Origin of the sequence: Flavobacterium ranwuense (genome assembly GCF_004349315.1) — a bacterium.
Lineage (GTDB): Bacteria > Bacteroidota > Bacteroidia > Flavobacteriales > Flavobacteriaceae > Flavobacterium > Flavobacterium ranwuense.
Genome location: NZ_SMLH01000011.1, coordinates 103,800 through 116,163 on the forward strand (window position 1 = coordinate 103,800; position 12,364 = coordinate 116,163).

The 12,364-nt window shown below is 34.9% G+C and carries 12 protein-coding genes; 4 read left to right on the forward strand and 8 right to left on the reverse strand.

Annotated elements, in window-relative coordinates; all coding sequences use genetic code 11:
* Window positions 1-39 precede the first annotated feature (39 nt).
* On the reverse strand, window positions 40-1,080 hold the full coding sequence (locus E0I61_RS15245; protein WP_132072492.1) for an agmatine deiminase family protein: 1,041 nt from the start codon (window positions 1,078-1,080) through the stop codon (window positions 40-42).
* 185 nt (window positions 1,081-1,265) lie between these two features.
* On the opposite strand from E0I61_RS15245, the gene E0I61_RS15250 reads away from it, so the two are divergent.
* Window positions 1,266-2,792 (forward strand): choice-of-anchor I family protein, encoded by a 1,527-nt coding sequence (locus tag E0I61_RS15250; protein ID WP_132072494.1) that lies wholly within the window; start codon window positions 1,266-1,268, stop codon window positions 2,790-2,792.
* Between the two features lie 74 nt (window positions 2,793-2,866).
* On the opposite strand, the gene E0I61_RS15255 is transcribed toward E0I61_RS15250, so the two are convergent.
* A complete protein-coding gene (locus E0I61_RS15255; RefSeq protein ID WP_132072497.1) occupies window positions 2,867-3,754 on the reverse strand; it encodes a carbon-nitrogen hydrolase in 888 nt (295 codons plus the stop codon).
* A 312-nt stretch (window positions 3,755-4,066) separates the two neighbouring features.
* Here E0I61_RS15255 and E0I61_RS15260 point away from each other — a divergent pair, with 312 nt between their 5' ends.
* Window positions 4,067-4,348, forward strand: a complete 282-nt coding sequence (locus E0I61_RS15260) for a hypothetical protein (RefSeq protein WP_132072500.1) — start codon at window positions 4,067-4,069, stop codon at window positions 4,346-4,348.
* Between the two features lie 74 nt (window positions 4,349-4,422).
* Here E0I61_RS15260 and E0I61_RS15265 read toward each other — a convergent pair whose 3' ends face one another.
* The 4 genes from E0I61_RS15265 to E0I61_RS15280 form a co-directional block, all read right to left on the reverse strand.
* Window positions 4,423-4,827: a putative quinol monooxygenase gene (locus E0I61_RS15265; RefSeq protein WP_132072501.1), complete on the reverse strand. Its 405-nt coding sequence runs from the start codon at window positions 4,825-4,827 to the stop codon at window positions 4,423-4,425.
* Window positions 4,828-5,063: 236 nt separating this feature from the next.
* Window positions 5,064-5,561: a DUF4468 domain-containing protein gene (locus tag E0I61_RS15270; RefSeq protein WP_132072503.1), complete on the reverse strand. Its 498-nt coding sequence runs from the start codon at window positions 5,559-5,561 to the stop codon at window positions 5,064-5,066.
* A gap of 69 nt (window positions 5,562-5,630) precedes the next feature.
* Window positions 5,631-6,344 carry a hypothetical protein gene (locus E0I61_RS15275; RefSeq protein WP_132072507.1) on the reverse strand — a complete coding sequence of 238 codons (714 nt, stop codon included), beginning with the start codon at window positions 6,342-6,344 and terminating at the stop codon, window positions 5,631-5,633.
* Window positions 6,345-6,675: 331 nt separating this feature from the next.
* Window positions 6,676-7,545: a DUF808 domain-containing protein gene (locus E0I61_RS15280; protein WP_132072509.1), complete on the reverse strand. Its 870-nt coding sequence runs from the start codon at window positions 7,543-7,545 to the stop codon at window positions 6,676-6,678.
* 201 nt (window positions 7,546-7,746) lie between these two features.
* Between E0I61_RS15280 and E0I61_RS15285 the strand changes: the two genes are divergently transcribed.
* Window positions 7,747-8,214 carry an OsmC family protein gene (locus E0I61_RS15285; RefSeq protein WP_132072512.1) on the forward strand — a complete coding sequence of 156 codons (468 nt, stop codon included), beginning with the start codon at window positions 7,747-7,749 and terminating at the stop codon, window positions 8,212-8,214.
* Window positions 8,215-8,361: 147 nt separating this feature from the next.
* Here the strand turns inward: E0I61_RS15285 and E0I61_RS15290 are convergent, their stop codons facing one another.
* Together E0I61_RS15290 and clpB are read right to left on the reverse strand one after the other, a co-directional pair.
* Window positions 8,362-8,775, reverse strand: coding sequence for a hypothetical protein (locus E0I61_RS15290; RefSeq protein WP_132072514.1), 414 nt, complete (start codon window positions 8,773-8,775; stop codon window positions 8,362-8,364).
* A 403-nt stretch (window positions 8,776-9,178) separates the two neighbouring features.
* Window positions 9,179-11,782, reverse strand: coding sequence for an ATP-dependent chaperone ClpB (gene clpB / locus E0I61_RS15295; RefSeq protein WP_131997244.1), 2,604 nt, complete (start codon window positions 11,780-11,782; stop codon window positions 9,179-9,181).
* A gap of 143 nt (window positions 11,783-11,925) precedes the next feature.
* Between clpB and ytxJ the strand changes: the two genes are divergently transcribed.
* Window positions 11,926-12,315, forward strand: coding sequence for a bacillithiol system redox-active protein YtxJ (ytxJ, locus tag E0I61_RS15300; RefSeq protein WP_132072516.1), 390 nt, complete (start codon window positions 11,926-11,928; stop codon window positions 12,313-12,315).
* Window positions 12,316-12,364 lie beyond the last annotated feature (49 nt).

Here is a 12,364-nt window from a genome sequence, read left to right on the forward strand (position 1 = left end):
ACAAGTCTTTTTTATTTTTTTTATTTTTCTGTTCTAAATTTATGCTGGAATTTGCTGACTTAGGCAATGCAATGTTCCAAAACCCCAAATGAAATCAGTAGCGCTGATTCCGATGATTTCTCTATCCGGAAAACACTCTGAAAGGATGTTTAACGCTTTTCTATCATTACTGTCGTTAAAAGTAGGAACCAAAACACAATTGTTCAAAATCAGGAAATTTGCATAACTCGCCGGCAATCGCAAGCCATCAAATTCCAAACGTTTTGGCATTGGTAAGACCACAATTATTGGTGATTTACCATTTTCCAGTTTGGCGTTTTGCAAGCGTTTTAAATTGTCTTGTAATGGTTTATAGTTATTATCTTTTGGATCTGTTTCTACAATAGTCACAATGGTATCTTCGTTTACAAATCTGCATAAATCATCAATATGACCGTGTGTGTCATCGCCTTCAATTCCGTTACCTAACCAAATCACATTCGTAATCCCAAGATATTCCTTGAAAACCGCTTCGTAATCGGCTTTGGTGAAATTTGGATTCCGAACCTGAATATCAGGATGCATCAAGCATTCTTCAGAAGTTAGTAAAGTACCGCGTCCATTAGTGTCAATCGCACCGCCTTCAACAATTACCGGTTTTCCTTTGTATAGTACTTGAGTAACAGGAATATTTAGAAATTCGCCCACTTTTGCAGGAACAAACTTGTCAAGCTGAATGTTTTTATATTTGGCCCAGCCATTAAAATTAAAGTTTAAGACTTCCCTTTTGGTTCCGTTTTTAACGATTATTGGGCCCGAATCACGCATCCAGCTTCTATTGGTTTTATGAATGATGTACGAAACATTTGTTAGCGCAACATGAGCTGTTTCCAGCATGACATTGACTTTCTCTTTTTGGTTTTCATCTGCAACGATTAAATAGACTTGTTCGAAAGTAGCCACTTTTTTAATAAATTCTACAAAAGCCCATTGAATCGCTTCATATTTCCCCGGCCAGTCTTTCCCATTGTGAGGAAAACACAGTAAAATCCCTTGTTGCTTTTCCCATTCAGCAGGAAATCTTCTATTATTTGTAGTCATAAAGCGTTTCTAATTATAAAGACTGCAAATATAAACATTCAGTAGGATTTTAAAATAGTTAGCAACCATTCATTTTGGGTAACTCATAAATTTATAAGAATAGTTTTGGTAATGATTATATAATATTGAGTTAATTCTTGTCGGGTTTCAGCTAGTTATTTTTGAAAAAAATTAAAAATACAGTTATGAAAAAGTATGGTATTACAATACTCGCGGCAATTATGGTATTGTCAAGTTGCGAAAATGACTCTAATAAAGAGGAATCTCCTGAGTTAGTTGTTAATGAAAATGCTGCAACTTTCAAAGAAATTGGTTCCATTACTATTGGTGGTGCCGGAGCAGCAGAAATAAGTGCGTATGATGAAGTTTCTAAAAAGTTATTTACCGTAAACAACAGTAATACAAATAGAATTGATATTATTGATTTATCTAATCCATCTAGTCCAGTTTTTCTAACAAGTATCGATTTAACCCCATTTAATGGTGCTTCAAACAGTGTTGCAACATATAATGGAAAATTAGCAGTTGCATTAGAAGCAAAACCAAATAGACAAGATGCAGGAAAAGTGGTTGTTTTTGATACGGCTAATTACAGTCTGATCAAAGAAATTACGGTTGGTGCTTTACCGGATATGATTACTTTCTCACCTGACGGAAATTATATCATGACTGCTAATGAAGGAGAGCCAAATGATACCTATTCGATAGATCCGGATGGTTCCGTTTCTATTATTGCGGTCAACAATAATTATGCGGTGACGACTTTAAATTTCGGAAGTTTTAGCAGTCAATTGAGTACACTGAAAACAAAAGGATTCAGAATTGCAAGTCCAACAAATAATTTTGCCTCTGATATTGAACCGGAATACATAACGATTTCTGCTGATTCAAAAACGGCTTGGGTGACTTTACAGGAAAACAACGGGGTGGCTAAAATTGATTTGGCAACTAAAACAATCACGAATGTATTTCCATTAGGCTACAAAGATTACAATCTTGCCGAAAATGCAATTGATATCAGTGATAAAGATGGTGGCGTTTTGATGAATACTTGGAAAGCGAAAGGAATGTTTCAACCGGATGCGATCACTAATTTCGAAATCAATAAAATCCCTTATTTTGTTACTGCAAATGAAGGAGATGCTAGAGAATACAGTGCTTTTGTTGATGTAAAAAGAATCAGCAGTTCCTCTGTTCTTCTGGATCCAATAGCATTTCCAAATGCCGTAGCTTTAAAGGCCGAGGCTAGCATGGGAAGATTGAATATCAATACCAAAATGGGTGACACGGACGGTGATGGTGATTTTGACGAATTAGTTTCTTTTGGAGCCCGTTCTTTTTCAATTTGGAATGGAAATACAGGAGAAATGGTATTTGACAGTAAAAATGAATTAGACAAGAAAGCGCAAGAATTTGGTGTGTATGATGATACAAGAAGTGATGATAAATCAGTAGAACCAGAATCAGTTGTGGTTACTAAAATGGGCGATAAAACGATTCTTTTTGTTGGATTAGAGCGAGTAGATGCGGTTATGGTATATGATGTTACCAATCCTGCGGCCCCAAAATTTTTGCAGGCTTTCAAAACAGGAGATGCTCCAGAAGGATTGCTTTTTATTCCAGCTTCGAAAAGCCCTAACAAAAGAAGTTTAGTGGTGGTCAGCAGTGAAGGGGATGGTGTCGTTAAAATATTCCAGCCAGATTTGAATTAAGAGCTTATTTTTAAATAAAAATCCCTGCTGAGAAATCATTCTAAGCAGGGATTTTTTTATTATCGAAAGATGATTTAGTCAATAGCTCTTTTTGTAATATCACCAAAAGCGTCAATTCTTCGGTCTCTAAAGAACGGCCAATTCTGACGTACATTTTCTTGTAAATCTAAATCCACTTCGGCAATCAGAATTTCTTCTTTATCGTGTGAGGCTTGCGCCAAAATTTCGCCTTGCGGACCCGCAATAAACGAAGATCCCCAAAACTGGATTCCCGCCGTATCAGGTAAGTATTGCTCTAAACCAATTCTATTTGCTGCTGCAACATAAACACCATTGGCAACTGCGTGGCCTTTCATTACACTCATCCAAGCGCCATGTTGGTTTGTACCATATTCATCTTTTTCTGCTGGATGCCAACCAATTGCTGTTGGGTAAAATAACACTTCGGCTCCTTGTAAAGCAGTCAAACGAGCCGCTTCGGGATACCATTGATCCCAACAAATTAATGTTCCAATTTTTCCTTTTTGAGTTGGAATGGTTTTGAAACCTAAATCACCAGGCGTGAAATAGAATTTTTCATAAAAATGAGGATCATCAGGAATGTGCATTTTACGATACAATCCTGCTTCCGAACCATCCGTATCAATGATGTACGCACTATTATGGTAAATTCCTGCCATTCTTTTTTCGAAGAAAGGAACAATAATCACTACGCCTAATTCTTTTGCCAAAGCGCTAAAAGCAATAAACGAAGTACTGTACAATGGTTCTGCCAAAGCAAAATTATCTACATCTTCGCTTTGACAAAAATAATGACTGCTGTATAATTCGGGTAACGAAATCACCTCGGCACCAAGGTTGGCGGCATCACGAACCCAACTCAAACATTTTTTCAAGTTGTTTTCGGCAATATCATTAAGATTCAATTGAATGACCGCTATTTTGTATTTCTTGTTTGGCATGACTAAAAATTTAGACTGCAAAAATAGTGAATTTTATAAAGAGTAGAAAATAGGGGTACTGTGTTTTTTAGGTTTTAAATAGTCTTTGGAAATATTGTTTTAAGAACTTCAATGAAGATGAGAGAAGTGATCTAAAGGGTATAGAGAATAATTGCCGATACTAGCAATACTTTGAGCAGGAGAAAAATTAATATAAAATTGGCATTAACAAAGTCAAGGTGGTTTTATTTTTGTATGGAGTATTACAGCTAATAAAACGGGTTCAGTTTTACTACAATAGTGTAACTTATAATTAATTAAATTTTTACAATTATGACAGAAGAATTCAAAATCATCGATAAAAAAGACATCGCTCTTCTTAAATTTCCTGCAACAGATGTTCTTGACGATGTGGAGGAAATAAAAACTCGGATAAGCGATATCAATAGGGCTTTGTCATTGGGTAATTTAGAGCATTCAAAAATTAAAATTTTCTTTGAAGATGACGAATCCAAAAAAATAGTAGATACTACGGTTTGGGGAGTTACAGACAAAAATGTTATGCTAAAGCAAGGTGTGATGATTCCAATTCACAGGATATATAAGTTGTTTTAGTGTAGTATTCTTTAATTATTTGGAATGGTTCTTTTCACAATTAGCGGTATCGCTAAGAGTTGTTTTTTTACGGATTATTTATCCATTTTATTTGCCGAGCCAATTAGGGTAACATCTACAAGTTCCAGAGATTTAACCATATCTTTAACAGTCTCCTTGTATTTCTTAAAATGAGTAGTTTCTATGTGTGATTTGTATGCCGTTGTATCAGCATATATTTCAAGTATTGTGATGTGTGATGGTTCGGTTTTGTCCGCAACGGCGTAATAAGTTAACACTCCTGGCTCAAGACGAACTGCAGTAGTCATTTGTTCTTTTAACGCAATAGTATACTTGTCCAATTGCAATGGATCAACTTTAATTTTTGCCAATCTTACCATTTGAATTTTTTCCTGAGCCACAGTATTTGTACTAAAGGAAAGTATAAATAAAGTGACTATTGCAGTCAGCAATTTATGGGTTGGTTTAAATATTTTCATATTTATTGTATTGAAGTTTAAATTATAATAGTCAAGAGTCTTTTTTGATATTTGTCAATAAGTTGTTTGCTTATGTTCGAGTTCACGAGCGGTTTTTAGGTTTTAAATAGTTTGAGGATATTTCTTATTTTGATTTTCTCATGACGACTCCGAAGTCAGGAGACTTCGTAGAGCGGGTGTTTCATTGTTCGTGCTACGCACGCAACGAAACTCTAACTGTTAGCTGTAGTGCTTTTTCACCAATCGTTTTTCTTGCTTGCATTTTGTAGAATATATTTTTTCAAACTATCAATTGAAGTTTTTATATCTTTTTCAGTTGATTTAAAGATTGATTTTTTAAATCCTAAATTTTTACTTTCAAAATCCATACTTCCTGAACCTGTACTATAATAACTGAAGTTAGAATAAGTATAACGCATTTTTCCATCTTTAAAATCTAAAACTAAAGTGTGAGAAATAAAGCCCTCTTTCATAAACAGTGTTGAACTGAAATTACCTTTGACAATTATTTTTAAACTTTCTTTATCTGCTAATTGAATAACGTCTTTGGCCGATTTATAATTTAGGCTAATCCATTCTTTAGCTCGAGTAAAAATCACTTCACCTTTTAAACTATCAAGCTTAACTATTTCACTAGCTTCATATTTTTGAGAAATACTGTCTTTTTTAATGTTTTGTCCAAATGTGTTTATTGAGAAAAGAGTAAATAAACATAAAGTAAATAATTGTTTCATAATGATTTTTTAGATTTCTTTTTTTTCTGCATTGTCATTACAGCTGACTTAGTTTTAGCTGTAGTGCTTTTATGTTTGTAGTGAGTTGAAAAATTTAATAGTATTTTCAATCTTTATTTCAACATCATCGTTTATTTCCTTGTTATGCTTGCTAAATGCTTTTCTAATATCTTCTGGATTTTTTATAAGTTGATATATTGTCCAATCCATAGCTAACTCTTCTTTTTCTGAACCATCTTTTTGTGGAACATTATATTTAGTGATTATTGGATTTTTTTTATTATTAATCAAGTGATTTACTAAATCTTCATTCTCTTTTGGTACTATATCAAAACATTCTTTATCGACAATTCCGCCAGCCCATTGTTGTTTAGATTCTAAATTATAAGCTTTAGTTAAACCTTTTCCAACGATTGTAGTTCCTCTTTTATTTTCTACAGAAACAGGACCAAAAGATAGTGCTCCTCGAATTGGGATTCCATCTGCGAGGCAACTTCCAATCAACATTCTGCAATATGAAATTATATATAAAAGCCCTCTTTGAGTTAAAGTGTCTTGAATAAAAATTATACTATCAGAGATAACATAGATTTGAATTTTTAATGTTTCTAACTCTTCTCGTGGAGTTATCATACCTAAAAACAAATTAGTAGCTTCTTCTGCATTTTCTAAACTGTCATATAATCCAAACTGGTAGGCTTCCATTAATTCTTCGTGAGAATTTTTTTCTACCATATTCTTGAAACCTAAAATATCAAAAAAAGCAACGAAAGAATTTTTCATATTGGTGTTTTTTAAGTGCAATTTTGACGCATTACAGCTAACTTGTATATACCCGTTACAAAGTAGCGCTTATACACCCAATTTGGGATAGATTAGCGAAGGTTTGTTTCGCTTTATGTTCCTTCAAATATATTAAAATTTTCTTACAAATCGTTAAATGGGTTTTTTATTAGCTGGATATTTTTTGTGCTTAATTGGATATATTTCTCTAAATTTAGAAATAGTTCTGCTCCTAAAAAAAACAGTACGGCATAAAAAAACACCAGCCTTTCGACTGATGTTCTCCTTGTTTTTTAATTATGTATACTGCTAAAGTGTATTCAATTGCTGCTTACTTTTTGCCAATTATCTTTTTGAACAGGGTTACAATTCCCAAAACAATTCCGCCGATTGTAAGTCCGATAAAAAATTCGGTTACGATGGCCGGTAATTGTGGTAATACATGATGTAAGAAATCGATATTATGTACAAATATACCGCCTGCCACTAATATCAAGGCGATAGTGCCAATAACGGATAGACTTTTGATGACTTTTGGCAGTGCTTGTACCAGTATATTTCCTAAAGTTTTTGTGAAACTGCGTTCTTTGGTACTCAGTTGAATCAGTTTTAAACCTGCTTCATCCATTCTTACAATTAGGGCTACAATGCCGTAAACACCTACGGTTGCTATTATTGCAATGATGGAAACAACCATAATCTGAGATAAAATGGGTTTTCCAATAACGGTACCCAGCGCAATAATCACGATTTCTACGGATAAAATAAAATCGGTTACGATGGCTGATTTTATTTTTCCTTTTTCAAAGGCTAAAATTTGTTCTTCGGTCATCGGTTCCAACAAAATTTCGTGTTTTGCATGTTCGTGTGGAAAGAAGTATTCGTATATTTTTTCGGCACCTTCGTAAGCTAAATAAAGTCCGCCAAGTACTAAGATTATGATAACCGCCAAAGGGGAAAAAGCACTCAACAGAAAGGCAATGGGTAAAATGATTACTTTATTAATGAAAGAACCTTTTGCAATTGCCCATAATACGGGTAGTTCTCTTGAGGAGATAAATCCGGAAGCTTTTTCGGCATTTACGGCTAAATCATCGCCTAAAATACCCGCTGTTTTTTTTGCTGCAAATTTACTCATTACTGCAACATCATCCATAATTGCTGCGATATCATCTAATAGTGCGAAAAAACCTGATGCCATTTTGATTGTTTTAGAAACTGTGTTGATTTTGGTATTGTTTGCCAAAATTTGATTAATGCGTTTTGTTTGTTTATTGGTGCGAAGCTAAAACTTTTTTTATTTACTCTATTTATAAAACGAGTGAATTTTTAGTTAATATTCACCCAAAACCTTTCTGTATTAGCGATACTGTTTTTAATTACTTTTGAAATAAAAATAATTATGGGATTCAAACATGTATTTAAAGCTAAATTAGATTGGTTTTTTTCCAAAAAGGAAGCGGCGACGTATACTAAAAGTCATACCATAACTATTGACGGTAAGGCTGTTTTAAATGTTTCGGCTGCTAAAACTTTCAAAGGAGATCCAGCTTTGTACAATCCCGAAGACCTGTTATTGAGTAGTGTGGTTTCCTGTCACATGATGTCTTACTTATATGTTTGTAAACAAAATGATATCGACGTGTTGTCTTATACAGATGAAGCAGAGGCAACTCTAGAGGTTTTGGCCGACGGTAGCGGTCGTTTTATTGCGATTAAACTGAATCCGAAAGTTCGTATTACTAACAAAGAAAAAATAGAGGAGGCGCTTAGCTTACATAAAAAAGCAAACCAACTCTGTTTTATAGCCAATTCGTGTAATTTTCCAATTGTACACTTTCCAATTTGTGAAATTGAAACTATAGATTAAAGTGGTTACGCATTTTTACTTTTTTTGGATACGGATTATAAAAATAGCAATTAAATCAGCCGGTTTACTCCTAAAAAACAGTATGGTATAAAAAAAAACACCAGCCATTCGACTGATGTTTCTATAAAATTTAATTATTAAAGCAAACTAGTTAATAACAATAGTATGAGTGATAAACTCCGTTTCAGATTTTCTGAATTTTAGATCATAACTTCCTTTAACCGTCGATTTGAATTTATAGGTTGTTGTTTTTGGTTCCGGTACCATTTTATCGCAAATATCAGATAAATATTTAGCTTCTACTTGTAACCCTTTTTCGGTTCCTATTGTCGCATCAATAAATTTATTGAAGTCTCCACAGCTATTGTCCACTTTAAAGACAACGTCCAAAGTGATGATTTCATCTACTTTTCCTGTTGTTGGACCTTTTACCTCTGTTACAAAAGCATTTTTTGTAATCAGTTGTGGAACGCTTTGTGCATCATCATCATTACTACAAGAAGTTAATGCTGTTGCTGCGAATAATACGAATAGAATCGATTGTAATTTGAATTTTTTCATAATAAAATTATTTGTTTATAATTATACTATAGATGTTTTTAAACAGGCATGGTTGCTTATCTAAACGTTAAATAATTTTTATTAGTTTTTAATTGTTTATAAATCAATAATTTATGTTTTTAATGTTATGGCTTTATCGGAATGGCAAACTAGAAAAAAATTCTACAAATAATTATGAAAATGATAGTTGTCTATAGCCCCGATGGTAGCAAGTATCCTTTTTATAAACGCTTTTAACCCTGTCAAAGTTTTTAATGCTGAAAAGGTTGCGTTTAAAAAAGATACAGCGGACAGCGGGACAACTCGTGATGAAAATATATAAACGTTCTGCTCCTAAAAAAAAATGAGCATAAAAAAACACCAGTCTTGCAACTGATGTTTTCATAAATTTAAAGTATTTGGATTAAGAGACCATTTCCGTCTGATTTCTAAAAACCAATTTTCCATCAAACGCATCGATCAAAACGATGCTGTCTGTCGTTATTTTTCCGGATAGAATTTCTTTAGATAATTCATTGAGCACATCTCTTTGAATCACACGTTTTACTGGTCTGGCACCAAATTGCGGATCGTATCCTTTCTCAGATAAATAGGCAATGGCTTCTGGAGTGGCGTCCATCGTAATGCCTTGTTGCGCCAGCATTTTGGTAACATTTTTCAGTTGCAAGCCTACAATTTGTGCAATATTTTCACTGGTAAGCGGCGTGAACATTACTATTTCGTCAATACGATTGATGAATTCCGGACGCACCGTTTGTTTTAGCAACCCAAGAACTTCTACTTTGGCGAGTTCGGTGGCGGCTTCTACACTTCCTTTTAAATTCTCGAATTTCTCCTGAATAATCTGGCTTCCCATATTAGAAGTCATAATTATAATGGTGTTTTTAAAGTCGGCCAAACGTCCTTTGTTATCTGTCAAACGTCCTTCATCTAATACTTGTAGTAAGATGTTGAATGTGTCCGGATGCGCTTTTTCAATCTCATCCAGCAAGATTACGGAATACGGCTTTCTACGCACGGCTTCGGTCAATTGTCCGCCTTCATCATAGCCCACGTATCCCGGAGGCGCACCCACCAAACGGCTTACGCTGTGGCGTTCTTGGTACTCGCTCATGTCGATACGGGTCATCGCATTTTCATCGTCAAACAGGTATTCGGCTAAGGCTTTCGCCAATTCTGTTTTACCAACTCCCGTTGTGCCGAGGAAAAGAAAGGTTCCCACCGGTTTTTTCATATCCTGCAATCCGGCACGGCTTCGGCGCACGGCATCACTCACGGCTTGAATGGCTTCTTCCTGTCCTACAACTCTGTGATGCAATTCATCTTCCAGTTTCAGTAGTTTTTCTCGTTCACCCTGAAGCATTTTCATCACCGGAATTCCAGTCCATTTGGCAACCACTTCGGCAATGTCTTCGCGGGTAACTTCTTCTTTTATCAACGAAGTTCCGGATTGGTTTTCTTGTAATTCCTTGAGTAAAATGTCTAAACGTTCTTGGGCTTCCTTGATTTTACCATACCGAATTTCGGCTACTTTTCCATAATCACCGTCCCGTTCGGCACGTTCGGCTTCGTATTTAAAGTCTTCAATTTCCGTTTTTACGGCTTGAATATTATCGACTACATCTTTCTCTGATTTCCATTTGGCGTAGATTTCGTTGCGATCTTCTTTTAGGTTCGCCAAATCCATTCCTAGAATTTTCAGCTTACTTTCGTCTTTTTCTCTTTTGATGGCTTCAATTTCAATTTCCAACTGCATAATTTTTCGATCCAAAACATCCAGTTCTTCGGGTTTTGAATTGATTTCCATACGCAGTTTGGAAGCGGCTTCATCCATTAAATCAATCGCTTTGTCCGGAAGAAAGCGGTTCGTGATATAGCGTTGCGATAATTCGACAGCAGCAATAATAGCGTCGTCTTTGATTTGAACTTTATGGTGCGTTTCGTATTTCTCCTTGATTCCACGTAAAATCGAAATGGCACTTTCGGTATCCGGTTCTTCGACCATTATTTTTTGGAAACGTCTTTCGAGTGCTTTGTCTTTTTCAAAATATTTTTGATATTCGTCTAATGTGGTTGCTCCAATGGCGCGCAACTCCCCACGAGCCAACGCCGGTTTCAGAATATTGGCTGCATCCATAGCGCCTTCGCCACCTCCAGCTCCCACCAGTGTATGGATTTCGTCAATGAATAAAACAATATCGCCTTCGGCAGAAGTGACCTCTTTTACTACTGATTTTAATCGTTCTTCAAATTCCCCTTTGTATTTGGCACCGGCAATCAAGGCTCCCATATCAAGGGAATACACGATTTTATCTTTCAAATTATCAGGAACGTCTCCATCGACAATTCTATGTGCTAATCCTTCGGCGATGGCGGTTTTCCCCACTCCGGGTTCTCCCACCAACATCGGATTATTTTTAGTTCTACGGGTAAGAATTTGCAACACCCTGCGAATTTCTTCGTCACGACCAATGACTGGATCGAGTTTACCAGCGCGGGCCAATTCGTTCAGGTTTTTGGCGTATTTATTTAATGAATTATAGGTTTCTTCGGCAGAGGCAGAGGTTACTCGTTCTCCTTTTCGCAATTCTTCTATGGCGGCTTTCAATCCTTTTCCGGTTACGCCTTGATCTTTTAATATTTGGGCAGTCTTTGTTTTAGAATCAAAAATTGCTAAAATTAAATGCTCTATAGAAACGAATTCATCATTCATTTTTTTGGCAATAATTTCCGCTTCGTTAAGGGTTGTGTTTGCGGTTCTGGAAAGCATAATTTCGCCACCGGAAACTTTTGGAAAACTCTGAATTGTGCTGTCTAATATTTGAAGAAATAAAGGCACATTTACGTTCAGTTTTTTCAGAATAAATGGAGCCACATTTTCATCGACTTCAAAAATAGCCTTGAAAATATGTTCATTTTCTATTTGTTGTTGCCCATGGCTTTGCGCCAATTGTTGGGAAAGCTGAATGGCTTCTTGAGATTTAATCGTAAATTTATTTATGTTCATGATTTTATATTGTTTATGTTATTTAGCTAACTTTGCGAATCAATATTCAATATATATTCCATTACAATAATACAGACAAATTGACAGAAATTTCATGATTTTTATCATATACCAAAGTCAAAATGTCTTAAAATAAGACAATTATGAGTTTTTTTAAAAATATGTTTAATAGTTCAGATGACAAGAATTTATATGAAAATAAAATCAAGTGGAATGAACTAACCGATATAGGGCAACTGAATGAAATTATTACTATTTCGAATGAAAAACCAGTAGCAATTTTTAAACACAGTACTCGATGTAGCGTAAGTAGGATGGCATTGAAACAGTTTGAAAATGAGTTTAATAGCTCAGATAAAGTTACGCCTTATTTTTTAGATTTAATAGAATATAGAGCAATTTCTAATGCTATTGCAGATCAATTTGGTGTGACGCATCAATCCCCACAATTGATAGTAATTAAAGACGGAAAAGCCATTTACAATGTTTCGCATAGTGATATTGATGCGGAAGAGTTAGGAAAAAAGGTTTAATAGTCAATAGTTTAAATTTAAAATATAAAAAAACCCATTCGCTTCAACG

What these genes read in the sequence shown, in the direction of transcription:
- E0I61_RS15275 (WP_132072507.1), bottom strand. Translation starts at nt 6,344, where the DNA reads ATGAAAAATTCTTTCGTTGCTTTTTTTGATATTTTAGGTTTCAAGAAT.
- E0I61_RS15260 (WP_132072500.1), top strand. Translation starts at nt 4,067, where the DNA reads ATGACAGAAGAATTCAAAATCATCGATAAAAAAGACATCGCTCTTCTT.
- E0I61_RS15245 (WP_132072492.1), bottom strand. Translation starts at nt 1,080, where the DNA reads ATGACTACAAATAATAGAAGATTTCCTGCTGAATGGGAAAAGCAACAA.
- E0I61_RS15250 (WP_132072494.1), top strand. Translation starts at nt 1,266, where the DNA reads ATGAAAAAGTATGGTATTACAATACTCGCGGCAATTATGGTATTGTCA.
- E0I61_RS15265 (WP_132072501.1), bottom strand. Translation starts at nt 4,827, where the DNA reads ATGAAAATATTTAAACCAACCCATAAATTGCTGACTGCAATAGTCACT.
- E0I61_RS15255 (WP_132072497.1), bottom strand. Translation starts at nt 3,754, where the DNA reads ATGCCAAACAAGAAATACAAAATAGCGGTCATTCAATTGAATCTTAAT.
- E0I61_RS15290 (WP_132072514.1), bottom strand. Translation starts at nt 8,775, where the DNA reads ATGAAAAAATTCAAATTACAATCGATTCTATTCGTATTATTCGCAGCA.
- E0I61_RS15270 (WP_132072503.1), bottom strand. Translation starts at nt 5,561, where the DNA reads ATGAAACAATTATTTACTTTATGTTTATTTACTCTTTTCTCAATAAAC.
- clpB (WP_131997244.1), bottom strand. Translation starts at nt 11,782, where the DNA reads ATGAACATAAATAAATTTACGATTAAATCTCAAGAAGCCATTCAGCTT.
- E0I61_RS15280 (WP_132072509.1), bottom strand. Translation starts at nt 7,545, where the DNA reads ATGGCATCAGGTTTTTTCGCACTATTAGATGATATCGCAGCAATTATG.
- ytxJ (WP_132072516.1), top strand. Translation starts at nt 11,926, where the DNA reads ATGAGTTTTTTTAAAAATATGTTTAATAGTTCAGATGACAAGAATTTA.
- E0I61_RS15285 (WP_132072512.1), top strand. Translation starts at nt 7,747, where the DNA reads ATGGGATTCAAACATGTATTTAAAGCTAAATTAGATTGGTTTTTTTCC.